This is a genomic window from Streptomyces sp. NPDC016677 (assembly GCF_055562815.1).
In genome coordinates this window covers 168640-192921 of the sequence record NZ_JBVHEO010000012.1, presented here as the reverse complement: position 1 = coordinate 192921, position 24282 = coordinate 168640, and the positions used below count along the sequence as shown (strand labels likewise).

Below are 24282 nucleotides of genomic sequence, written 5' to 3'. Positions count from 1 at the left end.
ACCGCTCCGCCCCGGTCGCGGGGCGGAACGTGGCGCGGGGAGGTCAGAAGCTGAGGTCGAGCGCCTTGACCTTGTCCCGCTCGCGGTCCGGGTGACTGTCGGGGAAGACGAAGCAGCGGGTGTTCTTCAGCTTGTCGCCCTCGACGTTGGCGGTGGAGAAGATCACCACCGGGACGCGCTCGCCCTGGTTGAGGAAATCGGCGCGGAAGTCGATGATCGGCGCGTCCTCGCCCCAGCGGCCCAGGAAGTCCTCGACCACGTCCTGGTCGGCGTAGATGCGCCGGATGTGGTGGCCGACGTAGGTGTCGGGCCGCTCGCTCGCCCCGACGATGGCGATGTCCTTCCAGTTGGCGTGGGCGACCGTGCCGTCCTCCTCGATCAGGTGGATGGCGACCGGGCAGTGGTCGTAGTACGCCTGGAGGTACGGGACGGCGTCGGCGCCGGCCGGCGTGTAGGACGTGTCGGCCCGGTCGACCTGGCGGATCCACGCCTCGGCGGTGGAGGAGCCCTCGCCGGGTGCCGGGGAGGGGGTGGGGTGGGTGGTGACCGGGCGCAGCGCCCAGAAGCCGTGGGTGGCGCCGTCGACCTGGCCGAAGCCGACGTTGGCGTACCCGGACGGGAAGTCGGGGTGGGCGAAGGCCACGGCACGGTTCTCCACCGGCGTTCCGGCGGACAGCAGCGCGGCGTAGTCGCCGACGCCGAGGGCGCCGGGGAGCCCGGCGCCGGTGGCGGCGGCGTCCTTGAGCAGTTCCGTGGCGGCCTTGTTGGCCAGCACCACGGCGCCGTCGGCGTCGGTGACGAGCATGGCCGGGGAGGCCCAGTTGAACAGGTCGAGGAGCTGCTCGGCGGAGGGGTGGTTCGACATGGCGGTGTGCCTGCCTCTCTTGGGGGTCGCGTGGGTGGTGCGGCGGGTCACAGGACCTTGCGGCTGTAGTTGAAGACCTGCCCCGTGGGACCGTTGGACGGGAACGCGGCGATGGTGACGATCCACTCCGCCACGGTGCGGGGGGACTTGAGCCAGTCGGTGCCGAATCCGGCGTTGATGGCGCGGATGATCTGCTCGTTCACCTCGCCGTCCAGCCCGGCCATCGTCATGGCGGTGGCCACCGGGCCGGGCCGTACCTCGTTGGCGACCACACCGTCGTCGGCGAACTCGACGGAACAGGCGCGCATCAAGGTCGTCATCGCGGCCTTGCTGGCGGCGTAGGCCCAGCGTTCGGGCCGGTAGCCGTTGGCGAGGCTGGCCCCGACGAAGGTCAGGGAGCCGCCGCCGTTCTGCTTGAGCGGTCCGGCGGTCGCCTGGAGGAGGTTCAGTGCCGTGCGGACGTTGGTCTCGTAGGTGTCCGCCACCGTCTCCCAGTCGGCCTTGACCAGGTCGACCGGGTCCGGGGAGGCGCCGGCGTTGAGCACGACGGCGTCGATGCCGTCGGCGGTGACGTCGGCCGCCGAGGTGAGCGCGGCCCGTACGGCCTCGCCGTCCCGGAGGTCGGCGAGGCGGTCGTGGTAGCCGGGCCGGCCGGCCAGGTCCGGGTTGCCGCGCCGGGAGAGGCCGACGACCGTGCAGCCGCGCCGCAGGAACTCCTCGGCCACGGCCGCGCCGATCCCGGAGGAGGCTCCGGAGACCACCGCCACCCGGGGGGTGTCCCCCGCCATCAGGCGGCCTGGAAGACGGCCGTGTCGATGGCCTTGAGCGTGCGCATCGACTCGATGTTGATCACGCCCGGGTCCAGTTTCCGGCCGTGCAGACGCTCGATCTCGATCACCATCTGCACGAACTGGAGGCTGGTGACCGTGCCCGACTGGATCAGGTCGGTGTCGTCCTCGATGTCGAGCGGCCGCTCGTGCAGGCCGTCCAGCCATGTGCGCAGCAACGCTATCTTGCTTTCCACTGTGCCCTCATTTCCGGTACGGGGTAGGGGTTACCTGGTCCTGAACTCGACGGAGAAGTCGGTGGGGTGGGCGAACGACTGGCTTTCCATGCCGAGGCGGTCACGTGTGACGACCACCTCGGAACAGCGCTGGATGAGTTCCTCGACGATCAGGGAGAACTCCGTCTTGGCGAGCATGGCGCCCGGGCAGGCGTGGGCGCCGACGGCGAAGGGGATCGAGCCCTTCAGGTTCCTGCCGATCTCGAACCGGTCGGGGTGCGTGAAGACCCTGGGGTCACGGTTGGCTCCGGCGACCGAGGCGAGGACCGCCGAGTGCCGGGGCACGGTCACTCCCTGGACGGTCAGATCGTCGGCGGCGAAGCGGACGATCGTCTGGACCGGCGGGTAGAGCCGCAGCACCTCCTCGAGGTAGGCGTCGCGGACCTCCTCGTCCCGCAGTTCGGCCAGGTCGAAGATGCCGCGTCCCATGCAGTAGACGAGCGAGGTGATGAAGGCGCTGCTGGTCTCCGTGCCGGCCAGGAAGAACAGCAGGGCCGTGGAGCGCACCTCACTGTCGGTCAGGGAGATGCCCTTGCGGTCCCGGGTCCGCTCGATGGTCTCCAGCAGGGAGTGCGCTCCGGCCGCCCCGGCCGCTCGCTGTTCCTCGATCAGCCGCAGCAGCTCGCCGACGTTGGCGTGGGTCTCGTCGGTCTCCCGGGTGGGGTAGTCCAGCAGCCGGGCCAGCGGACGGGTCAGCCGGTGGAAACGCTGCTCCAGGGAGGTGTCGATGCCGAGGATCGTGCACACGATGCCGTACGGCACCCGGTGCGCGTAGGTGTCGTGGAAGGAGTCGGTCTCGGTACCCGCGACGCTGTCGACCAGGCCGCGGATGAGACCGGGCATCAGCGCCCGCTTGTACTCGGCGATCCGCCCGGCGGACAGGATGGGTGCGAGCAGGGCGCGGAACGCCCGGTGGCTGGGTCCGTCGGCGTCGAGCACGTTGGGGCCGAAGGCGCGTGCGCTGGCCTTGAGGGGGTGGTCGGCCACGATCAGGGGGTGGGCGAGCACCTCCTGGACGGCCGCGTTGCCCGTCACGGCGAAGACACCGGCGTCCAGTCGGTGCACGTCCGTGCCGGCCGGCAGGTGCCGGTACCAGTACGGCCGCGCCAGCAGACCGGCCGGGGATTCCGGCGTTGTTAGCGTGAGCATGTCACCCAACCCCCGACGCCGAGGCCGCCGAGGCCGGCCAGCAGGCGCATCGCCGTCAGCCACTCGGGGGCGGTCAGCCCCAGCGAGCCGGGAGCCGTGTAGGAGGCGGTGAGCGAGCCACTGCCCCCGTCCGGCCCATGTATTTTGCAGTGGAAAAGCGTCTCACCGGAAGAAACGGTTTCCGGATCGTCGGGGCCGAGAGTCAGGTCACCGAAGGTGATGGTGACCTGCGGAGTGAAATTCCGTCGGATCAGCTCATGTGCGAGCCTCAGGCGTTCCGTGTGGTCGGGTTCTGTGGAATACCGGTCGAGGAGGGCGTTAGCCGCCTCCAGAACTCGCTCGATCCGGCGCTTTCCTTGGATGGAGTCCAGAGCGACGGAGAATTTTTCCTCCGTCTGGTCATGCATGCTCACGCGTCGATTCCTTTGGTTCGGAATTTCGGAAGCGCCTTCAGGAGGTATAACCGAAGCGCGCCGAGAGCTCTCGCTTGTTGATTTTCGTGTTGTCCAGGAGCGGCATCGAGGGGACGAAATGCACGGCCGAGGGGACCAAGTAGGACGGCAGGGTCTCCCGGAGACGGCCCAGCATCTCCTGTTCCGTCATCGCCTTCGAGGGAGATTCGGCGAAGAGGACGATGCGCGGCATTCCGCTGCGGTCGGGAATCGGCATGACCACGGACCGGGTGCCGCCCAGGGTGCGGACGGCGGATTCGATCTCGGCCGGTTCGATGCGGTGCCCGGATATTTTGAGCTGGGCGTCTGTCCGCCCGCTCAGGTGCAGCACCCCGGATTCGTCCATCCGGCCCTGGTCGCCGGTGCAATAGACGGGAACGCGCTGTCCGTCGGCCGTGAGGTGCCGGAAGACGGCCGCCGTCTGCTCGGGCGCGTCCAGGTAGCCGAGGGCGAGCCCCGCACCGCCGATCGCCACCTCACCGGTCTCGCCCCGGGGCACCGGCTCGCCGTCGCGCAGGACGTGCACCTGCGTACCGGGGACGGGCAGGCCCGCGGGAACTCCGGCCGACGCCTCGGTGTCCTCCAGGGTGATGCGGCGGACGGTGGCGAACACGCAGGACTCGACGGGTCCGTAGCCGTTGTACAGCTCGATGCCGGGGAAGGCGTCGAGCACGGCGCGGCAGTTCGCCGGAGAGGGTTTGTCCCCGCCCAGCAGGACGGCACGCAGTCCGGCCAGGCAGGACAGGTCGCCGCCCACGATCACGTCGAACAGGGACGGGGTCAGGAAGAGGTGGGTGGCGCCGGCGTCCTGGACGTGGGCGCGGATCGCGGGCGGCAGGAGGAGGTCGTCCTCGTGCACGACGGCGGTTCCGCCGCTGAGCAGCATCCCCCACAGCTCCAGACTGAAGGCGTCCCAGGCCACGGCCGCCGCGTGGATCATCACCGGCCGTTCGCCGAGGTCCATGAATCCGTCCGGGGCGAAAAGCCTGGTCGTGGCGCGGTGCGGGGACAGTACGGCCTTGGGGCTTCCGGTGCTCCCCGAGGTCCAGAACAGGGTCGCGCAGGCGTCCGGCGAGACCTCGGGCAGGGTGACGGCGGGCGGAACCGCGCCGCGCAGTTCCGGGAAGGTGACGTGCTCCACGCCCGCCTCGGCGAGCCGGGCGGAACCCGCGGCGTCCGCCAGGACGACCGCGGGCCGCATGGTGCCCAGCAGCCGTGTGAGGCGCGCCGGCGGCCACCGCACGTCCAGGACCCCGTACGCTCCACCGGCCATCAGGACGCCGAGGAGGACGGCGGCCAGCTCCGGTGAGCGGCGGGCCGCGACCGGGACGACACTGCCGGGCCGCACGCCCAGGCCGATCAGCCGGTGGGCGACGTGTCGGGCGGCGTCGGCGAGCTCGCCGTAGGTCACCGCGCCGTCGGCGGCGACCAGAGCTTTTCTCTGCGGGTGTCTTCGGGCGATGTGCTCGAATACCTCGTGGATGGTTTTCTCTGGATTGGTCCTGCCGTACACACTGCTTCGCACGATCGATCCCCCATAGACTTGACCGAAGAAGGCGGTGAGTGCTTTTCGGGGACCTCAGTCGAATTTCATCGAGGAGGGCATGATCGAGCCGGGCGCCAGGTCGAGCCGCGGCGGGGCCGAGAACTCCATGAGGACGGCCCCCTCCGGTCCCACGAAGGTGGCGGTGTGCCGCTGGCGGGACGGTATGTAGGCCACGTCACCGGCGTTGAGTTCGTACTCGGTCTCGTCGCAGACGAAGCGGATGGACCCTTCGGTCACCACGACCCACTGCTCGTTCTCGTGCCAGTGCGGCGGGAGACCGAGGTCGCCGGCCTGATCGGCGACCACCTTCAGGCAGGACATTTCCTGCCCGAAGGCGAAACGTCGCGACAGTGCGATGCCTTCCGCTTTGAGTTCCTCGTGGTCATCCCAGTCGATCTTCATGGATTTCTCCCTCTTGAAGTACGGCTTTGACGGCTGATGGAACACTTTCCGATCGCGTGTCACACGGTACGTAACCGCGAAGTGACTCACAATAGGTATCTCACATGTTGGGCATCGGATAAATTCGGCAAAGAATTGTTCATGAGTGCAAAGTAGGCAAGATCATCGTGACACTCCGGAGTCCGCCGTCTCGACAGTGGGAGTCGGGCGGAGGCCGGTCACCGGCAGCACCCGGTCGCGCAGGCGCAGCGCGAGTCCGACGGGGACGACGAACACGACGAGCAGCGTGTAGAAGGCGGACGGCAGACCGCTGCTGTCGGCCAGCCAGCCGAACACCGGGGAGCACAGACCGCCCGCGGCCATGGCCATGCCCAGGGTCAGACCGCTGGCCGTGCCGGGCCGGTTGGGCAGATAGTCCTGTGCGAGGGTGACCTGCGCGGCGAACGGCAGGAACATGGCGGCGCCGAACAGGGCGGCACACACCACCAGGACGGGGAACCAGGGCGCCCACACGATGCCGGCCAGGGCCGGGAGCGCCACCAGATAGCCGGCCCGCACGGAGGTCATCCTGCCGTACCGGTCCCCGATCCAGCCGCCGAGCAGGGTGCCCACGGCGCCAGCCGCGGTATAGGAGGTGAGCGCGACCGCACCCGCCGCCTCCGACTGGCCGAGGTCTCGCTGGGCGTGCAGGGACAGCAGGGAGGTGACGGTGACGTACGGGATGGACCAGCCGATGATGACGACCACCAGTCGGCCGAACGCGCGCCAGTCGTCGGTCCGTCCGTCGCCGCGTCCCGCCGCTCCCCCGGCCGGGCCGGACACCAGCGGCGCCGCCTCCTCGTAGCCGCGCCACCGCATCCAGGGTCCCTTGAGTACCCACAGGACCAGCATGACCAGGGCGGGGAGGGCCAGCAGATAGCCGGCGTCGAAGCCCAGCGCCCCGATGACGACGGTCACCAGCGAGGGGGCCACGGCGCCGCCGACGGTCCCGCCGACGGAGAAGACGCTCATCGCCTTCTGAGAGGAGCCGCCGGCCGCGCGGGCCTGGCTGGTCGCGGGCGGGTGGTACGCCGCGATGCCGATCCCGGCCAGTGCGACGAAGATCCAGGTCAGCAGGTAGGAGTCGGACAGGCCGGCCGCGACCACGCCCAGCGCGGCGGTGCCGGACCCGACCGGAACCAGCCAGCCGCGCGGCTTGCGGTCGGACAGGACACCGAACAGCGGCTGGAACAGGCTGGAGACGCCGCTCGCGGCGAAGGCCAGGCCGGAGACCGCGGCGTAACTGTAATGTCGCTCGGTCATCAGGAACGGGAGCATCGCGGGGATCACCCCCTGGTACAGGTCGTTGACCGCGTGTGTGCCGGTCAGGAAGCCGAGTTGTCCCTTTTTCACGGAACGTTCCTCTTTCTTCTCTCGATCCTTCGTCTCACCTTGAGCGGAATCACTCAGGTGCTCAGGTCCTCAGAGGTGTTACCTTAGCGACTGCCGTGATGCGCGGAAAGCCCATGTCCGCCAGGGGGGTTGCCCCGGCGCACGTGTCGCGCGCCCTCGCCGCGCACCGCCCCGACGCTGTTCCCGCCGCCGCTCCACCGCGGCAGGCGGAGCGTCCCTCCGGAGAAGCCGCTCGATCAGCCACACGATCAGCCACTCGATCAGCCACTCACGCTAAGGAGCTTGGGATGAGTTTCAAGACCGGTGTCCGGGTGTCCGAAGGACTCGTCGCGCTGGAGGAGGCACCGACCCGGCTCGCCGAGGCACTCGACCAGGTCTGCGTCCGGTGGGCCGAGGCGGCCGGCGCGGTCGCGCTGACCGTGCCACCGCTGCTCCCGGTCGCCGACCTGGCCCGCCTCGACGTCTACCAGAACTTCCCTCAACTGGCTCTGGTCTCCTCCGCCTTGGACGTCTCCGAGGCCGGCACCGGGACCATCGGGCAGGAGGCCGCCGCCGGCGCGTTCGCCCCCGGCTCGCTGCGTGCGGCCGGCCTCGCACTGCCCTCCAGCGCCTGCTACGGCGTCTACCTCCACCACCGCGGTGGACAGGTGCCCGCGGGCGGAAAGCTGGTGACCCTGCTGGGACAGTGCTTCCGCAACGAGGACCACTTCGACGCCCTGCGCCGCCTGAAGGCGTTCCGGATGCGCGAGGTCGTGGCGCTGGGCACACCCGACCAGGTCACGGCCCATCTCGACCACTCGGCGCGGTTCCTGGACGCCCTGGCCGATGCCCTGGGTCTGCCGCTGGAGCGCCGTGCGGCCTCCGATCCCTTCTATGACCGGGCGGGGGACCGTGCCACCTTCCAGCAGATCGTCTCCGTGAAGCACGAGTACGTCTACCAGGACATGGCGATCGCCTCCGTCAACATCCATCACACTTTCTTCGGCGAGCGGTGCGCCATCTCCCTGCCCGACGGCGGCCCGGTCTCCACCAGTTGCGTCGGCTTCGGCGTCGAGCGGTGGCTGCACGCCCTGGGCACCCACTTCGACGGTGACTGGGACCGGGCCCGGGCCGCCGTGGAGAAGGCCGGCGAGTCGCTGGTCTGACGGCCGGGGCCGTGGCGGTGCGCCCGAGGGTACGCACCGCCACGGTCGCCGCCTCTCACCCCACCGCCGCCTTCACCCCCGCTCCCCCGCCGGGCGGCCCGCCCGCACACTCCAGCGTCCGTCGACGCGGGTGAGGCGGACGGGGTGGTCGAAGCACTTGCTGACCTGGTCGCTGGTCAGTACCTCGTCAGCCGGGCCGGCCGCCAGGCAGCGCCCGTCCCGCAGCAGCATCACATGGGTCGTCCCCGGGGGGAGTTCCTCCAGGTGGTGGGTGACCAGCACCGACGCCAGACCGGTGTAGGTGGCCTGCAACGTGTCGATCCGTTCGATGAGCTGCTCCCGGCCGGCCACGTCCAGACCGGTGGCGGGCTCGTCGAGCAGCAGGAGCCGGGGGCTGGGCATGAGGGCCCGGGCGATGAGCGCACGGCCCCGTTCCCCCTGGGAGAGGGTCGGCCACCGGGCGTCGCGGCGGTCACCGAGGCCGAGCAGGGCGATCAGCCGGTCGGCCGTGGTGACCTGTTCACGCGTCGGCTCCCAGCGCGGCACCCGTTCCAGGGTGTTGGTCAGGCCCGTGAGTACCACGTCGTGCACCTTCAGCGGTGACCGCAGGTCATGCCGCGGATTGACATGGCCGACATAGGAGCGCAGCTGGCGCATGTCGACCCGGCCCAGCCGGTGGCCCAGTACTTCGACGGAGCCGCGAGTGGGATGGGCCATCGCCCCGAGGAGACCGAGCAGGGTGCTCTTGCCCGCCCCGTTGGCGCCGAGCAGCGCCCAGTGTTCGCCGGCCCGGACGGTCAGGGACACCTCGTGCAGGATCGGGTTGCCGTCACGTACGACGTCCACGTCCCGAACGGACAGAACCGGGGGTGCGCTCACGAGGTGACCCGCCCGGAGCGGTTGACGGCGGCCAGGACCGCGTGGACGGAGGCGGTGAGCACCGAGGTGTCCCAGCCCGCGCCCCAGCGGACCACGTCGTCGACGCGGCACTCGGCGTAGGCGACGGCGGGGCTGTTCGGTCCGGTGGTGGTGGAGTGCTCGGTGTAGCCGAGGATGTCGACGGTGACGCCGATGCCGCTCAGGGCGTCGGCGAAGGCGGACAGGGGGCCGTTGCCGGCGCCCTCGCAGAGGTGGTCCCGGCCGCCGGTGCGCAGGGTGCAGGTGAACCGGTGCTCCCCGGGGGCGGGTTCGGTGGCGTTCCAGGACTCCAGCGTGACCGGGCCGTCCAGGGCCGGGGCGAGGTAGGTGGTGCGGAACAGCTCCCACAGCTCCTTGTGCGGCAGTTCCTCGCCGGTGGAGTCGGTGACCTGCTGCACCGTGCGGGAGAAGTCCGGCCGCATCGCCTGGGGCAGGTCCAGGCCGTGGTGGGTGTGGAGGAGGTGGGCGATGCCGCCCTTGCCGGACTGGGAGTTGATCCGGATGACCTCCTCGTAGGTACGGCCGATGTCACCGGGGTCGATGGGCAGGTACGGCACCGCCCACGGCGCCTCGTGGGCCGGTACGCCCTGCTCGGCGGCTTGCTTGGCGTGGTGGGCCAGGCCCTTGGAGATGGCGTCCTGGTGCGTACCGGAGAAGGCGGTGTGCACGAGGTCGCCGCCGTAGGGGTGGCGGGGGTGGATCGGCAGCCGGTTGCAGTACTGCACGACCTCGCGCACCGCGTCGATGTCGGAGAAGTCGATCATCGGGTTGACACCCTGCGCGTACAGGTTCAGCGCCAGGGTCACCAGGTCCACGTTGCCGGTGCGTTCACCGTTGCCGAACAGGCAGCCTTCGACGCGCTGCGCGCCCGCGAGGACGGCGAGTTCGGCGCAGGCGACACCGGTCCCGCGGTCGTTGTGCGGGTGGACCGAGAGGATCACCGCGTCGCGGCGGGCCAGGTGGCGGTCCATGTACTCGATCTGGTCCGCGTAGATGTTGGGGGTGGCGATCTCCACGGTCGCCGGCAGGTTGTGGACCACCGGCCGGTCCGGGCTCGCCTCCCACAGGTCGGACAGGCTGTTGCACACCTCCAGCACGAAGTCCGGCTCGGTGAGGTTGAAGACCTCCGGCGAGAACTCGAACCGGATGTCGGCGTGCGGCCGTTCCTCGACGCGGCGCAGCAGGTGGGTGGCTGCCTCGTGGATCAGCGCGTGCACCTGCGCGCGGGAGCGGCCCAGCACCACGTCGCGCCAGGTGGGCGCGGTCGCGGTGTAGAGGTGGACGAGGGTTCGGGGCAGTCCTTCGACAGAGGCGACGGTCCGGTCGATCAGGTCCTGCCGGGCCGCGGTGAACACGGAGACGGTCACGTCGTCGGGGACGGCGCCGCTCTCGGCCAGGTGCCGGACGAAGTCGAAGTCGGTCTGGCTCGCGGAGGGGTAGCCGACCTCGATCTCCTTGAAACCCATGGTGACCAGGAGGTCGAACATCCGGCGCTTGCGCGCGGTGTCCATCGGCTCGGCCAGTGCCTGGTTGCCGTCGCGCAGGTCGACGGGCACCCACAGCGGAGCCCGTTCCAGCCGGCGCGACGGCCAGACGCGGTCCGTCAGTGGCAGGGCCACCCGCTCGTGCGCGGACTGGTAGCGGTGGTGCGGCATCGCGCTCGGACGCTGGGGGTTCCAGTGCGGCGCGTCCGCCGGGACGTCACCGGCGGGGGTGCGCAGCGTCGGGAACACCGCGCCCTGGGGGGAGGAAGTCATCGGTACGGGAACTTCTTTCGATCGGCCGTGCGGGGACCGGCGCAGTCCGAAACCCCGCTGCGGGGTGCCGGTCGCGTCAGGCCCCGCAGCGGCGGCCGAGAAGAAGAAGCTCGCGCAGCAGCATGCCGGGTATAGTAGCGACAACTCAGCTCCTCAGACAACCTGAAAGGTGTGGGAAGGTGAACCTCCCATGTCACTAGGTGCCCTGCGCCCCTCCCCTCTCGTCGAACAGGCCACCACCCATCTGCGCGAGCAGATCACGAGCGGTGAGTGGGCCGTGGGGACCAGGCTCCCCGGCGAGACCACCCTGGCCAAGTCCCTCGGTGTGGGGCGCTCGACGGTCCGCGAGGCCCTGCGGGCCCTCGCGGGCGCCGGTCTGGTCCAGGCACGCCAGGGTTCCGGTGTGTTCGTCATCGCGACCACGCCCGAGGAGGACTGGTCCACGCAGCTCCGGCAGGCGGCCATCACCGATGTCTACGAGGTGCGCATGCTCGTCGAGGTGGAGGCCGCGCAGCTGGCGGCCCGGCGGCGCACCGACGAGGACATCACGGCCCTGCGCGAGGCGCTGACCGTACGCCGGAGCGCCGGGGAGGCCGGCAACGCCGCGTTCGTCGAGGCCGACATCGCGCTGCACGAGGCGGTGGTCGCCGCCGCGCACAACCCCGTACTGACCGGCCTGTTCACCCAGTTCGTGCCGATACTCAAGCAACGCCTCCTCGATCTCATCGAGTTGCTCGATCTGCGCTCCGGGGACGCACACCACGGCGAGGAGGGCCACACCGCCCTGGTGACCGCGGTGGCGGAGCGGGACGCCGAGGCCGCCGGCGCCGCGCTGCGCGAGGAACTGGAGGGGACGCTCGCCCTGCTCCACTCCCTGTGACCCCGACACCCCTCACAGAACGGTGGGCATGATGGACGCCGGACCCTGGATACGCCGCTACCCACTGCCCGTACCGCCCGCCGCCCCCTGGCAGGCCCTGTTCTTCCCCCACTCGGGCGGCTCCGCCGACTCCTACGAGCCTCTCGCGGCACGGCTGGCCGACCTCGCGTCGACGGCCGGCATCCGCTACCCGGGGCGCGCGGAACGCGACCGGGAACCCCTCTTCACCGACGTGCACGTCCTCGCGGACCGGGTGGCCGAGGCGGTCGCCGCTGTCCGTGAGGACGGCCCCCTGCTCCTGTTCGGCCACAGCCTGGGGGCGGCGGTGGCCTACGAGGTCGCCCGCCGCCTGCCCGACCAGCGACGGATCGTCCTCGTCGTCTCCGGGCACCCCGCACCCTCCCGGCTGGAACTGCCGGATCTCGCTCCCCGCGACGACGGCACGCATGACGCGGACGAGCGGCTGACCGAGTTCATCCGGTCACTGGGCGGGGCCGACGCCGCCCTCCTCGACCACCCGCTGCTGCGCCGCATGTTCCTGCCCGTCCTCCGCGGCGACCTGCGGGCGCACAGCCGGTACCGCCCCGGGGCCGGCTCCGCCGTCGAATGCCGGGTCGTCGCCCTGATGGGCGAGGCCGATCCCCTCACCGACCTCCCCCGGATGCGGGCGTGGCAGCGGCACACCCGCTCGCCGCTGCGCGTCCATACCCTCCCCGGCGGCCACTTCTTCACCCACACCCACACCGTGGAGGTGGCGCAGATCCTGCGTCACCTCCTGACGACCGGTCCGGAAACCTGACGCACCAGGGGGGACACCCATGCCGAACGGACACCGCGTCCCGGATCAGCGGACGGACTCCACTCACCACCGGACCGCCTCCAGCGCGCGGGAGCAGCCGCACGATCCCCGCCTGCTGCGCCGTGTCGCCGTCGCGAGCTTCATCGGCACAGCGATCGAGTTCTACGACTTCTACATCTACGGCACCGCCGCCGCCCTCGTCATCGACAAGGCGTTCTTCCCAGCCCTCTCCCCCGTCAACGCGCTGCTCGCCTCCTTCTCCACCTACGCCGTGGCCTTCGTGGCCCGTCCGCTCGGTTCCGTCTTGTTCGGTCACTTCGGCGACCGGCTGGGCCGCAGATCGGTACTGGTCTTCTCCCTGCTCCTCATGGGTCTGTCCACGGCGGCGGTCGGGCTGCTTCCCACGTACGACACGTGGGGTGCCTGGGCTCCGGCGCTGCTGGTGCTGCTCCGCTTCCTCCAGGGTCTCGGGCTCGGCGGCGAATGGGGCGGTGCGGCGCTGCTGGCGGTCGAGCACGCGCCGGCCGGCCGCCGGGGACGGTACGCGGCCTTCCCCCAACTGGGGCCCTCCGTAGGGTTCTTCGGCGCCACGGGTGTCTTCCTGCTGCTGTCCACCTGGGTGAGCGACGAGACCTTCCGGTCATGGGCGTGGCGCGTGCCGTTCCTGCTGTCCCTGGTGCTGGTGGGGGTGGGGCTGCTCGTCCGGCTCCGGATCACCGAGACCCCCTCGTTCCGGAAAGCGGCGGACCACCGAACCGTGACGGTCCCGATCGCCGAGATCGTCCGGCGCCATCCCCGGGAACTGCTCCTCGGCTCCGGGGCGATGATCGTCACGTACGGCCTGTTCTACACGGCGACCACGTACTGCCTGTCCTACGGAACCAAGACGCTCGGGGTCGGCCGCACTCCCATGCTGCTGGCCTCCATGTCCGCCGTCGTCTTCCTCGCCGTCGGCACCTGGATGGCCGCGACCAGCTCCGACCGGGTCGGACGGAAGCCGGTGGCCCTGTGGGGCACGGTCGCGGCGGCCGGGTGGGGACCGTTGATCTTTCCGCTGCTGGACACCGGCCGTCTGCCGCTGATCATCCTCGGACTCGGCGGCGCGCTGTTCCTCATGGGCGTGATCTACGGACCCATGGGGGCGTTCCTGCCCGAGTTGTTCCCGGTCCGGCTGCGCTATTCCGGGGCCGGTCTCGCCTACAGCCTCGGCGGGGTGGTGGGAGGCGCGATGGCGCCCTTGGTGGCCACACGTCTCCAGTCCGCGTTCGGCTCGGCGTCGGTCGGCTGGTACGTGAGTGCCATGGCCGGGGTGTCCCTGACGTGCCTCCTGCTTCTGCCGGAGCGGCGGGAGCGGGGGATCACGGACTTCTGACGGCGGCGAGCGGGAGAGGGCCGGGCTCCGGGACACCTCGTACGGTCCGGTCCCGTCCCGAGGCACCAGCTCACGAGGGGCGTGGGGCCCGGGGCCGCCGGGTGCGGGATCTGTACGTGAGCGGCTCTACATCGGGCGCTCGAAAAGCTTGATCTTGGTGTTGGCGCCCCCGGTGCGGCCGTTGTGGCGGGGCAGGCAGGACTTGATTGTTAGTGCTGCAACAGTTAGCCTGTTAACTATGGATGGTGTGCAGCGGCAGAGCACGTTGGAGCTGATGCGGTGGGTGGTGTGGGGGCAGCGACGTATCGCTGATGACTGGATCCGGGAACGCGGCCTCACGCACGAGCAGAGCGCCGTGCTGGCGTACCTGTCGAAGAACCCGGATGCCATTCAGCGTGACGTCGCGCGGGCCATGCGCACCAGCGCGCCGAGCGTCTCGCGGCTCCTGGCCGGGCTGGAGCGGCGCGGACTCGTGGAGCGCCAGACGCAGGAGAACGACACGCGAAGCCGTCGGGTGCGTATCACTCCAGCGGGCTCCGGACTGATCCAGGGTTTCGAAGAGGCCATGGACCGCGTCGAGGAGTCGATCCTCGCGCCGCTGGGCACCGAAGGGCGGGCACGACTCCATGAACTCATGGAACAGCTCGCCTCCCGGATCGAGCCACCCAGCTCTCCCTGACCCGGCTCCACTGCTCCGCACGGCGGCCGGAGGCTGCGCGGTCAGGACCGCCGGTTCATTCACCGACAGCAAGGAACGCATGTATGACTCAGATCACGATCATCGGTGCCGGGCTCGCGGGACTGACACTGGCACGCACTCTGGCAGTTCATGGCATTCCGTCCAGGGTGTACGAGGCGGAGATGTCCGCTCAGGCCCGGGGGCAGGGCGGCATGCTCGACATCCACGACTACAACGGACAGCACGGAATCCGTGCCACCGGTCTGATGGACGGCTTCCGGTCCCTCGTCCTCGAAGGCCGCCAGGCATCCCGCGACGTGGCGCCTGACGGCACCATCCTGGCGGACCAACCCGATGACCCCGCCGGAGGCCGCCCCGAGGTGCAGCGTGGCGAGCTGCGACAGTTGCTGCTGGACTCCCTGCCTGCCGACACGGTCGTCTGGGGCCACAGGACTCGGAGCGTTCGGACCCTCGCCGACGGCCGTCACGAAGTGACCTTCGCCAACGGATCGACGCTTGTCACCGACATCCTCGTCGGTGCCGACGGTGCCTGGTCGAAGGTCCGACCGCTGCTCTCCGATGCCACGCCCGCCTATGCGGGACGCTCGATGATCGAGACGTACCTGTATGAGAGCGACACCCGGCACCCCGCCACCCTGGCGCTGGTCGGCGGCGGGTCGATGACCGCGTACGACGAAACCACCCGCATAGGTCTTGGTGTGCAGCGCGAGCGCGGGGACACCCTGCATTCCTACGCCATGTCCGACCAGCCACTCGACTGGTTCGACGGCATCGACTTCAACGACGGCCCTGCGGCCGCCCGCACCGTCGCGGCGATGTTCGAAGGGTGGGCGCCGGAGCTCGTCGCCCTGGTCGCGGACAGCGACATCGCGCCGATTTTCCGCCCCTTGTACGGGCTGCCGATCGGGCACCGCTGGGAACATGTACCTGGAGTCACACTCATCGGAGACGCCGCCCACCTGGCACCGCCGGACGGCGAAGGAGCGAACTGGGCGCTCTTCGACGCAGGCCAGCTCGGCAACGCCATCGCCGAACAGCCCAAGGACGTCGACGCGGCCATCCGCGCCTACGAAGCCGCGCTCTTCCCACGGAACATCGACAGCGCGACCGCCGCCGCGGCCTACTACCCCGACTTCAAACCCTACTGACCACAGCAACCGGACAAGACGGAATTCCCACGCGGTCCTCGGACCTGACGATGGGTGATCAGGCTTCGAGGCGGTCGCGGTCGCGTTGTACCGGTAGCGGCCCCAGGTGACGATCAGGCAGGTTGCCACCGCCCCGGGGACCGACCCCGGGACGCTGCGGAACCGGGTCCGAGCGGATGGTGCCGCCCGCGGCTCGTCCATGGCCGGCGCCGCGCTCCCCATCAGGGGATCAGGTCACGCTGGAGTCCGCCACGCCACTCCGTGAGGAGCACGGTGGCGTCGCCGAGGAGGCCCCGTCGTGATGAGCCATCACCGCCGCCATCAGCCGCCGCAGGTCTCGTGCAGGGTGTGCCGGCCCGAGTGCCGGCGCAGGGGCGCGGTGTCGGTCCGACCGCAGCCGGCCGGCCGAGGCACGAGGCCGTCAGGGTGAGACGGAGGGCTCCGGACGGCTGGGCCGGGTGTGGCGGTGGCCGGTCTGGGCGCCGCAGGCAACGGTCGGTACGGCTGGTCCGCGTCGCGGCCACGGACGGCCGGTTTCTGGACGCCTCCGCCCCGGCGGAACGTCGGCCGCCGAGCGGGCGCGGACGGCCGGCCTGGTCGCCGCCGCACCCGTCCTGCCGGAGTCTCGTGCTCGTGGGCGGGACGTCTCCTGTCGCGCTGTGCGGGCACCCGTTGTCGAAGTCGAACCAGTCACCCCATTCCCCTGAGGCCGCGTCAGCGACCTGCGGGATTTCATCAGCTCCGTTCTGCCGCGGCAGACGGCGGTCCGAGTCGGGGCCGTGCAGCACTGCCGCGACACAGCCCACCGCCGACAGCGGAGGAAGCGGCCGACAGCGCCTTGGCCGGCTCAGCCAGGTGTTCCCCGCCAGGCCCGGCAAGACAGAAGCACCCCGCACGGCTCCGTCCGGACAGCCGCCTTCGTTCGGCCGGTCCTTCCGGGTGGCTGGGTGGTCGGAGGCCGTCCAGCAGGATGTGCGGGAGGCGGTCGGCTGTGACCGCCTGGCCCGACCGGTGCGCGACGGTGAAAATCCCGATCAAGCCGGCCGCGACCTCTTCGGCAACGGCGTCCTCGACCTCGGTCCGGGCGACACTGGGCTGGTCGGGGCGCGGGGGCGGGGTCAGCGGAGCATCTGCGCGGCCTCGGCGCCGAACCGGTCGCGTACGGCGAGGGCCTGGCCGGCAGAGTCCGCGACCTCGGTGCCGGCACTGTCACCGCGGCCCTGGACCTGCACGGCACGGACACGGCGTATGTCGCGCGCGCACGGGGAGTCCCGGACCAGCGCATCCGCACCATCGCGGGCCAGGTCGACGGCGTTCTCACCGCCAACGGTGCCAAGGCCGCGCCCGACGCCCTGGAGAACATCGCGCGCCGCCGTCGAACTCCAGGCGACCCGACACGTCCGCGGCAAAGCGTCATCGACCTCAGCCCCAGCGCTGACAGCGCCGACCGGCACAGTTCCGCAGGCACAGCGGGTGACGTTCGGAGCCCGGCGGACGATCTGCCGTGCAGAGCGGATTCTGACGGAAATTCATTGTGACAGGTACATGACGTGCATCGATCGAAGGGCATACCATCGCAACGCCCCGGAGGGGCGGTCGACGGTGCGTCAGGCCCCAACCGGACCACCCGTGCCGCTCCGCCGTGTACCCGGCCCCGCCGGGGCCGGATTCCCCCCACGGATGAAGGAGCAGCAATGCCCCTCGGCACCTGGCTCAAGGCAGCCACTTCCGCCACCGCGCTCGTCCTCGCCACGGCCGGTCCCGCGACCGCCGCCACCGCTTCCGCCGGTGGAACGTCCGCCGCGCAGGCGGCAGCGGTGACCCTTCGCTACGACGACAGCCGCGCCGCAGGCTGGGAAGCCGCGATCGCGGCCGGAGTCGCCTCGTGGAACGCGCACGTGAGCAACGTCCGCCTGGTCGAAGCAGCGTCCGGCACCGCGGCCGAGATCGTGATCGTCGCGACCACGGGCTGGCCGCAGGCCACACTCGGCCCTGTCCGTCCGGGCCGTCAGGTCCGGGTCGAGCTCGGCAGCCAGGCCGTGGACCAGGGCTACGACAAAACTCGGATCGCCGCTCACGAACTGGGGCACAGCCTCGGCCTGCCGGACACCAAGCCCGGCCCCTGCTCACAGCTGATGTCGGGGTCGAGCGCCGGCACGGCCTGCACCAACGCCACACCGAACGCCACCGAACGCTCCCGCGTACAGTCCGCCTACGCGGGCACGGTCACCGCGCTCGCACGCACTGCCGGGCGGACCCTCGTAGACGCACCCTGACATCCCTGACGGCCCGCTGTGCACCACGGCGACGACCTCCTGGACACCGGTCCGCGAGCGCGGCGCGAGGCGGCGTGGGCTGTCCGGGAGCGGCAGGCGCGCGCCGGGCTGGCGACCGGATCGAGTGACGATCCGGTGGTCAGGGGTGGTGCGTTCCTTCCCGGTGGCCGCGACGGTGGGCTTCCGGACCGCCAGCAGTACCACGTCACCGCCGTCGGCGACGACGCGCTCCAGCACCACCTTGATCCTGCCGGGCCGGAGTGCGGCCGCATCGTGGGAGTTCTCGCCGTGACCACGTCCGATGCTGCCGCGCGCTCTGACACGGCACCCAGCGTGATCCGTCCGCCAGGGCATCCGACCGCCGCGGCGGTCCGCTGTGGCCCCGGTGACAGATCCATTGTCCCGGTGCGGCGGGGCACTTGTCACCGTTCTCCGGGATGATCTTCACATCCGCGCTGCTCTCCTGGGCTTGCGGGCGGACACAAGCACGCCTCCGACCTGGGAGCTGAGAGTGGCTCACGACGTTGCCGCGCTGGCGATGGAACTCACGGACATGGCTGCGGCCGATCACCGGTCCGCAGCCCGCACGAACAGCGATGACCCCGCCGAGCAGTTGGCCTGGCGCCGGCTGACCGCCCAGCACGGTGACCGGCTGGGCGAGTTCGGGACGAGTACGGCCGGCCGACGGCGGAGATGGTCGGCGAGGACGCCGCGCGCGGCATGACTCATCGCCCAGCACGCCGACCGGCAGCTCGACATCCACCGTCCTTCACGCCGGCGATCTGGGTTGCGCAGATCTGCTTGCGGCCCTCATGGACCAGCGTGCGGTCGCGCAGGAAGGCCAGGTATCGCGCGGGCCGGCCGAGCCTGCTGACACGGGTGCCGGTTGCGTGGCCCTGTGCGGAGCCCGAGCGCATGGACGAACTCCGTGCGGAAGCCGGCATCGAGCCGTTCGACCAGTACGTCGCCAAGTGCTCCATTTCCTGACGCCCCTTCTCCATCGCGACTGGGGAGGCAGATCACCGCCCGGTCGCCGGAGGGTGGTGGGCCGGACGCCCCGAGGAGACCGTTCCCGCCCAGCAGGACCCGGGCCGCGCCGGTGGAGTCAGCGGGGCGCCCACGGTGACGGCGACCACGAGCGCCCCCGTATCTCCACCCACCGTCGAGAACATGCGCGTACTGAACCTGTCGGATGCCGTCGCACCATTCCGGCGGCGCCTCGGTATCCGGCCGCACGGACTTCCCGACGACAGCTGCGTCGAAGCCGCCCGCGCCTACTGGTCCGCGCACACCGACCAGGTGCGGCCGATCACCGCCGCCTCGTTCCGTCCGCACGTCCGGAGCAGCGAGGTCATGTCACCGGGCCCCGCAGCCGGGGTGCCGGGTCATAGCTGCCGGTCCGGGTCAGGGTGTGGAGGTGGCAGGCGGCGGTGAGGAGTTCCTCGTGGGTGGTGTACAGGGCGTTGACGCCGAAGCGGATGAGGTCGGGGGCGCGCATGTCGGCCAGGACGCCGCGGTCGGCGAGGGCTCGGGTCAGGGCGTGGGCGTGGGGGTGGCGCAGGGTGATCTGGCTGCCGCGGCGGGCCGGGTCGGCGGGGGTGACCGGGGTGAAGCCGAGGGGGGTGAGGAGTTCGTCGGCGCAGTGCAGGAAGTAGGCGGTCAGGGAGAGGCTCTTGGCGCGGACCTGGTGCAGGTCGACGCCGTCGAAGGCGGTGAGGGCCGCTTCGAGGGCGAGCAGGGAGAGGATCGGCGGGGTGCCGACGCGGGCGCGGGCGATACCGGGTGCGGGGGTGTAGTCGGCGGCCAGGGCGAAGGGGGCGGCGTGGCCGGTCCAGCCGGGCAGGGGGGTTTCCAGGGCAGGGTGGTGGCGTTCGGCGACATAGAGGTAGGCGGGGGCGCCGGGGCCGCCGGAGAGGAACTTGTAGCCGCAGCCGACGGCCAGGTCGACGCCGAGGCCGTCGACGTCGAGCGGCAGGGCGCCGGCGGCGTGGCACAGGTCCCACAGGGCGAGGGCGCCGGCCTCGTGGGCGGCACGGGTCAGATCCGCCATGTCGTACAGCTCGCCGGTGCGGAAGTCGACGGGTGAGTAGCTGACGACGGCTGTCCGGTGGCCCTCGGCGGCGAGGAAGGCCGGCAGGCCGGCCGGGCGCACCGGGCACACGTCCAGGCCGCGGCGGCGGGCTACCGCGGTGGCGAGGTAGCGGTCGGTGGGGAAGTGGTCGGGGTCGGTGACCAGCAGGGGGCGGTCCGGGCGGAGCGTGGCGGCGGCCTCCAGCGCGGTGAACAGCTGCACGCTGGTGGAGTCGCCCACGACGGTCTGCCCGGGCGCGGCGCCGATGAGCCGGCCGACCGCGTCGCCCGCCCGCAGCGGCGCCTGCCACCAGCCGGCCGTGTTCCAGGAGCCGATCAGGCCGGTGCCCCACTGACGGCGTACCGCGTCCTCCAGGGCCGGCGGTACGGCGGCGGGCAGCGGGCCGAGGGAGTTGCCGTCGAGGTAGACGACGTCCGGGGGGAGCAGGAAGCGGGCGCGCAGGGGTGCCAGGGGGTCGGCGGCGTCCAGGCGGGTGGCTTCCTCGCGCAGGGCGGGCGGGGCGGCCAGTGTGGTGGTCATCGGGGTGCGGCCTCCTCGTCCGCGCGGGCGGCCGGGCGGGGCGGGAGGGCGGCCGCCATGTCTCGGAGCGTGCCGGCGACCGCGCGGGCGCCGGGTGCTCCCGGTTCGATCAGGGTGTAGTGGCCGGTGCCGGGCAGGACGACCGTCCTCAGGTCCCGGTGCACGGCGGCGTAGTCGCGGAACTGGGTGAGCGGGACCTCCTCGTCGGCGGCGCCGTGCAGCAGCACGGTGGGTACGCCGGTGCTGCCGGCGGCGCGCAGCAGGGTCAGCGGGTCGACCTCGGGCAGGCGTCGCTGGAAGTGTTCCTCGCCGCCGAGGAGCTGGAGCGCGGCGTCGTCGCTGAGGCGGTCGCGGCGGGTGGCGGTGAGGTCGGTGAGCGGCGCGAGGGCCAGGACGCTCGTCGGCAGGGCGCGGGTGTGCCAGCGGGAGCCCTCGGGCAGCAGGCCGCGGGCCGCGCACCACAGGGCCAGGTGGCCGCCGGAGCAGTGTCCGGCCAGCAGGTACGGGCGTCCCTCGGGCAGGGTGTCGACGATCCGGGCGACGTCGTCGAAGGTCTCCGGGTAGCCGCCGGCGCCGCCGGAGCGGCGGAAACCGGGCAGCAGCACGTCGAAGCCCTGCCGGGAGAGGTAGGCGGCGAACGGGGTGAGGTGCATCCGGTCGTAGCGCCAGTACCCGCCGTGCAGCAGGACGACCAGCGGGGCGTCGGGGTCGTCGGACGGCCAGCGGTCGTAGGTGTGGTGGGGGTGGTCGCCGTAACGGCCGTGGACCGGCGCCAGGACCGGTTTCAGGCTCAGCACCCGGCGTTCCTCCTCGGCCGCGAAGGCGGAGATGGTCCTAGCAGGCACCGCGCACCTCCCACAGCTCGGGGAAGACCGGGCGGGCCGCGCGCCGTTGCAGCCAGGCCAGTCCCGAGGAGCCGGCGCTGCCGGGTTTGGCGCCCATCGCGCGGCGGACCACCATGACGTGCTCGGACCGCCAGCGGGTGACGAGTTCGGCGATGTCGGTGAGGAGTTCGCCGAGGGTGAGATGGGGGTGGTGCTGGGGTCCGGTGTAGATCTGCCGCCAGGTCTCCACCACCCCGGGGTCCGCGCGGTACGGGAGGGTGACGTCCCGGTCGAGGACGTGCGCCGGGACGGGCCTGCCCTGTCGGTGGAGGAAGGCCAGTACCTCGTCGTACAGGGAGGGTTCGCGGTAGGTCTCGCCGAGCGCCTCGTGCACGGCCCGGTCGCCGCTGTGGCCGTGCAGCAGGGCGGCGTTCTTGTCGCCGAGCAGGAACTCCATGTGCCGGTACATCGCGGACTGGAAGCCCGACGCCCGGCCGAAGGCCGCCCGGAAGCCGTTGAACCGGGCCGGGGTCAGGGCGGCGATCGGCGCCCAGGCGCCGCTCAGGGCGGTCAGCGCGCGGCGGCTGCGGGTGAGCGCGTCCAGCGCCGCGTCCAGGTCGTCCTTGGCGAAGGCCACCCGTGCCGTGCGCCACTCGTGCACGATCAGGGTGAACCACAGTTCCATCACCTGGGTGGTGACCAGGAAGCCCATCTCGTCGGGGGCCTCGGTGAGGGGTTGTTGCAGGGAGTTCAGCAGGGACGCGTGGACGTAGGTGTCGTAGGGGCTCGCGCCCGGGAAGGGGCGGGTCAGGGCGTCGTCTGCGGTGGGGGCGTCGAGGGTGGCCGTGGTGTCGTTCATGGCGTCTCCTGGAGGGTGCGGGCGGTCACACACCGAGGTGGGCGCCGCCGGAGGCGTCGATCCACTGGCCGGTCACCCAGCGGGCGTCGTCGCTCGCGACGAACGACACCACGTCGGCGATGTCCGCCGGGTCGCCGAGCCGGCCGAACGTGGACGCCTCGGAGTACCTGCGGCGGATCTCCGGCACGGCGAGGGTGGGGTTGATCTCCGTCTCGGTGTAGCCGGGGGCGACGGCGTTGACGGTGATGCGCCGGGGGCCGAGTTCCTGGGCGAGGGAGAGGGTGAGGTAGTCGAGGGCGGCCTTGGTCATGGTGTACGAGACGATGGCCGGGAAGGCGACGCGGGTAGCGACGGACGAGATGTTGACGATGCGGCCGCCGTCGCGCAGGCGGTCCAGACCGCGCTGGATGATGAAGAAGGGCGCCTTGGTGTTGATGGCGAAGACGCGGTCGTAGTCGGCCTCGGTGACCTGGACGAGGGGGCGGGGGACGGTGATTCCGGCGTTGTTGACGAGGATGTCCAGTCCGGGCGGGGTGTCCTGGCCGGCCAGGGCCCGGTCGAAGGCGGACCACAGGGTGTCGGCGTCGCCGGGGACGCCGAGTTCGGCGTGGACCGGGAAGGCGCGGCCGCCGTCGGCCTCGATCTCCTTGACGGTGCGTTCGGCGGCGGTCGTGTCGTGCCCGTAGTGGACGGCCACCAGGGCGCCCTCGCGGGCCAGGCGGTGGCTGATGGCCCTGCCGATGCCCCGGCTGCCTCCGGTGACCAGGGCGGTCCTGCCCTGGTGGCGGCGCGCGGCGGTGGTCATCTCGGTCTCCTTCGGTGAGCGTGGCGTTTCGGCCTCGGTGGGGGCGGGGTCAGGCGGGTCAGGCGTCGAAGTCGAGGGTGAGGTCGGGGGTGGCGGGCCGGGCGCGGCAGACGAGGGTGTAACCGGCGGCCCGGTCGCGTTCGTCCAGGGCGGGCTGGTCGCCCGCCGTCACGCGCCCGGCGACGACCCGTGCGCGGCAGCTCCCGCAGATGCCCTCGCGGCAGGCGTAGGGCACGTCGGGGTGGGCGCGCAGCAGCGCGTCGAGGAGGGCGGGGTCCCGGGGCTGGACGGTGGCGGTACGGCGGCGTCCGTCGAGGAGGGCGGTCACCCGGGTCTCGGCCACGGCCGTCCGGGCGGGTACGGAGGGGTGCGCGCCCGGCGGGTCCTGGGGGCCCGTACTTGGCGTGCCCGGCGTGCCCGGCGTGCCCGGCGTGTCCGACGTACGTGACGTGCCTGGCGTGGCCGGTCCGCGGGGCGTGCCGGCCGTGCCCGTCGTGAACAGTTCCCGGCGGACGAGTGCCGGGTCGGCTCCCCAGTCCGTCAGGGTGCGCACGGCGGTGTCGAGCAGGCCGGGCGGACCGCACAGCGCGAAGGCGGTGTGCGGGCCGGGCCGGGCGTCCACGGCGGTCAGCAGGCGGCGCAGGGCGGCACCGTCGATCCGTCCGGCGAGCGGGCCGCCGGTGCCCCGGTCCTCGCGGGTCAGCACATGGAGGACGGTGAGGCGGCGGACGTGACGGTCCTTCAACTCCGCCAGTTCGTCGGCGAGTACGGCGTCGGCGGCGGTGCGCACGGAGTGGACGAGGCTGACCCGGCAGGCCGGGTCGCGGCGCAGGGCGTCGGCGGCCATCGGGGCGAGGGGGGTGATGCCGGAGCCGCCCGCGAGCAGCACGTGGTGGCCGCCGGGCGGCAGCTCCGGCAGGGCGAAGGTGCCGGTGGGCGGGGAGAGTTCGAGGTGGTCGCCGGGGGTGAGCCGGGTGAGGGCGTGGGCGCCGAAGCCGTCCGCCGAGCCGCGCTTGATCACCAGGCGGAACGTGTCGGAGTCGTGCGGGGGCGGGCAGAGCGAGTAGCTGCGGCGCAGTTCGCCGCCGGCGTGGCGGTGCCGGACGACGACGTGCCGGCCGGGGCGGTGGGCGAAGACGTCCCGCAGGGCGGCGGGGACGTCCAGGGTGACGGCCACGGTGTCGGCGGTCAGCCGGCGCACCTCGGCGACCGGGAGGCGGTGCCAGCCGGTGCGGCGAGGGGTGCCGAGCTGTGGGCCGGGCTGTGGGCCGGTCTCTGGGCCGGGCCGCACGTGGGGCTGGGTGGCGACGGTGTTCACG

The 24282-nt window shown here is 71.6% G+C and carries 22 protein-coding genes and 1 pseudogene; 8 read left to right on the top strand and 15 right to left on the bottom strand.

Annotation, left to right across the window (positions count from 1 at the left end):
* Window positions 1–43 precede the first annotated feature (43 nt).
* The 8 genes from ACZ3IG_RS27135 to ACZ3IG_RS27100 all read right to left on the bottom strand — a co-directional run bounded on the left by ACZ3IG_RS27135 (window position 44) and on the right by ACZ3IG_RS27100 (window position 6869).
* Window positions 44–865, bottom strand: a complete 822-nt coding sequence (locus tag ACZ3IG_RS27135) for a PAS domain-containing protein (protein WP_467435308.1) — start codon at window positions 863–865, stop codon at window positions 44–46.
* Window positions 866–912: 47 nt separating this feature from the next.
* Window positions 913–1653 (bottom strand): SDR family NAD(P)-dependent oxidoreductase, encoded by a 741-nt coding sequence (locus tag ACZ3IG_RS27130; protein WP_467435307.1) that lies wholly within the window; start codon window positions 1651–1653, stop codon window positions 913–915.
* Complete coding sequence (locus ACZ3IG_RS27125; RefSeq protein ID WP_467435305.1) at window positions 1653–1889, bottom strand: acyl carrier protein; 237 nt, start codon at window positions 1887–1889, stop codon at window positions 1653–1655. The genes ACZ3IG_RS27130 and ACZ3IG_RS27125 overlap by 1 nt, the downstream gene beginning before the upstream one ends.
* 30 nt (window positions 1890–1919) lie before the next feature.
* Window positions 1920–3077, bottom strand: a complete 1158-nt coding sequence (locus tag ACZ3IG_RS27120) for a cytochrome P450 (RefSeq protein ID WP_467435304.1) — start codon at window positions 3075–3077, stop codon at window positions 1920–1922.
* Window positions 3065–3490: a hypothetical protein gene (locus ACZ3IG_RS27115; RefSeq protein ID WP_467435303.1), complete on the bottom strand. Its 426-nt coding sequence runs from the start codon at window positions 3488–3490 to the stop codon at window positions 3065–3067. The genes ACZ3IG_RS27120 and ACZ3IG_RS27115 overlap by 13 nt, the downstream gene beginning before the upstream one ends.
* A gap of 37 nt (window positions 3491–3527) precedes the next feature.
* Window positions 3528–5054 carry an AMP-binding protein gene (locus tag ACZ3IG_RS27110; protein ID WP_467435301.1) on the bottom strand — a complete coding sequence of 509 codons (1527 nt, stop codon included), beginning with the start codon at window positions 5052–5054 and terminating at the stop codon, window positions 3528–3530.
* 54 nt (window positions 5055–5108) lie between these two features.
* Window positions 5109–5477, bottom strand: coding sequence for a cupin domain-containing protein (locus ACZ3IG_RS27105; RefSeq protein ID WP_467435300.1), 369 nt, complete (start codon window positions 5475–5477; stop codon window positions 5109–5111).
* 162 nt (window positions 5478–5639) lie between these two features.
* Window positions 5640–6869, bottom strand: coding sequence for an MFS transporter (locus tag ACZ3IG_RS27100; RefSeq protein ID WP_467435298.1), 1230 nt, complete (start codon window positions 6867–6869; stop codon window positions 5640–5642).
* Window positions 6870–7156: 287 nt separating this feature from the next.
* On the opposite strand from ACZ3IG_RS27100, the gene ACZ3IG_RS27095 reads away from it, so the two are divergent.
* Entirely contained in the window at window positions 7157–8014 is an 858-nt protein-coding gene (locus tag ACZ3IG_RS27095; RefSeq protein WP_467435297.1) for a class-II aminoacyl-tRNA synthetase family protein, read from the top strand.
* Window positions 8015–8086: 72 nt separating this feature from the next.
* Here ACZ3IG_RS27095 and ACZ3IG_RS27090 read toward each other — a convergent pair whose 3' ends face one another.
* Together ACZ3IG_RS27090 and leuA are read right to left on the bottom strand one after the other, a co-directional pair.
* Window positions 8087–8893, bottom strand: coding sequence for an ABC transporter ATP-binding protein (locus tag ACZ3IG_RS27090; RefSeq protein WP_467435296.1), 807 nt, complete (start codon window positions 8891–8893; stop codon window positions 8087–8089).
* Entirely contained in the window at window positions 8890–10689 is a 1800-nt protein-coding gene (gene leuA / locus ACZ3IG_RS27085; protein WP_467435295.1) for a 2-isopropylmalate synthase, read from the bottom strand. The genes ACZ3IG_RS27090 and leuA overlap by 4 nt, the downstream gene beginning before the upstream one ends.
* A gap of 190 nt (window positions 10690–10879) precedes the next feature.
* On the opposite strand from leuA, the gene ACZ3IG_RS27080 reads away from it, so the two are divergent.
* From ACZ3IG_RS27080 to ACZ3IG_RS27050, 7 genes and pseudogenes are all read left to right on the top strand, one after another.
* The gene (locus tag ACZ3IG_RS27080; protein WP_467435294.1) at window positions 10880–11569 is read left to right on the top strand and encodes a FadR/GntR family transcriptional regulator; all 690 of its coding nucleotides are present in this window, start codon (window positions 10880–10882) and stop codon (window positions 11567–11569) included.
* A gap of 28 nt (window positions 11570–11597) precedes the next feature.
* Window positions 11598–12368: a thioesterase II family protein gene (locus ACZ3IG_RS27075; RefSeq protein ID WP_467435292.1), complete on the top strand. Its 771-nt coding sequence runs from the start codon at window positions 11598–11600 to the stop codon at window positions 12366–12368.
* 19 nt (window positions 12369–12387) lie between these two features.
* Window positions 12388–13740, top strand: coding sequence for an MFS transporter (locus ACZ3IG_RS27070; RefSeq protein WP_467435291.1), 1353 nt, complete (start codon window positions 12388–12390; stop codon window positions 13738–13740).
* A 238-nt stretch (window positions 13741–13978) separates the two neighbouring features.
* Window positions 13979–14419, top strand: coding sequence for a MarR family winged helix-turn-helix transcriptional regulator (locus ACZ3IG_RS27065; RefSeq protein WP_467435290.1), 441 nt, complete (start codon window positions 13979–13981; stop codon window positions 14417–14419).
* Between the two features lie 83 nt (window positions 14420–14502).
* Window positions 14503–15588, top strand: a complete 1086-nt coding sequence (locus ACZ3IG_RS27060; RefSeq protein ID WP_467435289.1) for an FAD-dependent oxidoreductase — start codon at window positions 14503–14505, stop codon at window positions 15586–15588.
* 1694 nt (window positions 15589–17282) lie between these two features.
* Complete coding sequence (locus ACZ3IG_RS27055; RefSeq protein ID WP_467435288.1) at window positions 17283–17864, top strand: snapalysin family zinc-dependent metalloprotease; 582 nt, start codon at window positions 17283–17285, stop codon at window positions 17862–17864.
* A 553-nt stretch (window positions 17865–18417) separates the two neighbouring features.
* Window positions 18418–18851, top strand: a pseudogene (locus ACZ3IG_RS27050) (DUF6624 domain-containing protein).
* 364 nt (window positions 18852–19215) lie between these two features.
* On the opposite strand, the gene ACZ3IG_RS27045 reads toward ACZ3IG_RS27050, so the two are convergent.
* The 5 genes from ACZ3IG_RS27045 to ACZ3IG_RS27025 are packed head-to-tail and all read right to left on the bottom strand — an operon-like array spanning window position 19216 to window position 24281.
* Entirely contained in the window at window positions 19216–20475 is a 1260-nt protein-coding gene (locus ACZ3IG_RS27045) for a kynureninase (RefSeq protein ID WP_467435287.1), read from the bottom strand.
* On the bottom strand, window positions 20472–21320 hold the full coding sequence (locus tag ACZ3IG_RS27040) for an alpha/beta hydrolase family protein (protein WP_467435286.1): 849 nt from the start codon (window positions 21318–21320) through the stop codon (window positions 20472–20474). Before ACZ3IG_RS27040 ends, ACZ3IG_RS27045 begins: the two co-directional genes overlap by 4 nt.
* Window positions 21310–22158, bottom strand: coding sequence for a tryptophan 2,3-dioxygenase (locus tag ACZ3IG_RS27035; protein ID WP_467435285.1), 849 nt, complete (start codon window positions 22156–22158; stop codon window positions 21310–21312). Before ACZ3IG_RS27035 ends, ACZ3IG_RS27040 begins: the two co-directional genes overlap by 11 nt.
* Window positions 22159–22183: 25 nt before the next feature.
* Window positions 22184–22963: an SDR family oxidoreductase gene (locus ACZ3IG_RS27030; protein ID WP_467435284.1), complete on the bottom strand. Its 780-nt coding sequence runs from the start codon at window positions 22961–22963 to the stop codon at window positions 22184–22186.
* 58 nt (window positions 22964–23021) lie between these two features.
* Window positions 23022–24281: a 2Fe-2S iron-sulfur cluster-binding protein gene (locus tag ACZ3IG_RS27025; RefSeq protein ID WP_467435282.1), complete on the bottom strand. Its 1260-nt coding sequence runs from the start codon at window positions 24279–24281 to the stop codon at window positions 23022–23024.
* Window position 24282: the final 1 nt, after the last annotated feature.

Bases quoted from the DNA above. Each gene is read 5' to 3' on its own strand.
- ACZ3IG_RS27060 (WP_467435289.1), top strand. From the start codon at position 14,503: ATGACTCAGATCACGATCATCGGTGCCGGGCTCGCGGGACTGACACTG.
- ACZ3IG_RS27065 (WP_467435290.1), top strand. From the start codon at position 13,979: ATGGATGGTGTGCAGCGGCAGAGCACGTTGGAGCTGATGCGGTGGGTG.
- ACZ3IG_RS27095 (WP_467435297.1), top strand. From the start codon at position 7,157: ATGAGTTTCAAGACCGGTGTCCGGGTGTCCGAAGGACTCGTCGCGCTG.
- ACZ3IG_RS27035 (WP_467435285.1), bottom strand. From the start codon at position 22,158: ATGAACGACACCACGGCCACCCTCGACGCCCCCACCGCAGACGACGCC.
- ACZ3IG_RS27130 (WP_467435307.1), bottom strand. From the start codon at position 1,653: ATGGCGGGGGACACCCCCCGGGTGGCGGTGGTCTCCGGAGCCTCCTCC.
- ACZ3IG_RS27030 (WP_467435284.1), bottom strand. From the start codon at position 22,963: ATGACCACCGCCGCGCGCCGCCACCAGGGCAGGACCGCCCTGGTCACC.
- ACZ3IG_RS27105 (WP_467435300.1), bottom strand. From the start codon at position 5,477: ATGAAGATCGACTGGGATGACCACGAGGAACTCAAAGCGGAAGGCATC.
- ACZ3IG_RS27080 (WP_467435294.1), top strand. From the start codon at position 10,880: ATGTCACTAGGTGCCCTGCGCCCCTCCCCTCTCGTCGAACAGGCCACC.
- ACZ3IG_RS27075 (WP_467435292.1), top strand. From the start codon at position 11,598: ATGATGGACGCCGGACCCTGGATACGCCGCTACCCACTGCCCGTACCG.
- leuA (WP_467435295.1), bottom strand. From the start codon at position 10,689: ATGACTTCCTCCCCCCAGGGCGCGGTGTTCCCGACGCTGCGCACCCCC.
- ACZ3IG_RS27055 (WP_467435288.1), top strand. From the start codon at position 17,283: ATGCCCCTCGGCACCTGGCTCAAGGCAGCCACTTCCGCCACCGCGCTC.
- ACZ3IG_RS27045 (WP_467435287.1), bottom strand. From the start codon at position 20,475: ATGACCACCACACTGGCCGCCCCGCCCGCCCTGCGCGAGGAAGCCACC.
- ACZ3IG_RS27070 (WP_467435291.1), top strand. From the start codon at position 12,388: ATGCCGAACGGACACCGCGTCCCGGATCAGCGGACGGACTCCACTCAC.
- ACZ3IG_RS27120 (WP_467435304.1), bottom strand. From the start codon at position 3,077: ATGCTCACGCTAACAACGCCGGAATCCCCGGCCGGTCTGCTGGCGCGG.
- ACZ3IG_RS27135 (WP_467435308.1), bottom strand. From the start codon at position 865: ATGTCGAACCACCCCTCCGCCGAGCAGCTCCTCGACCTGTTCAACTGG.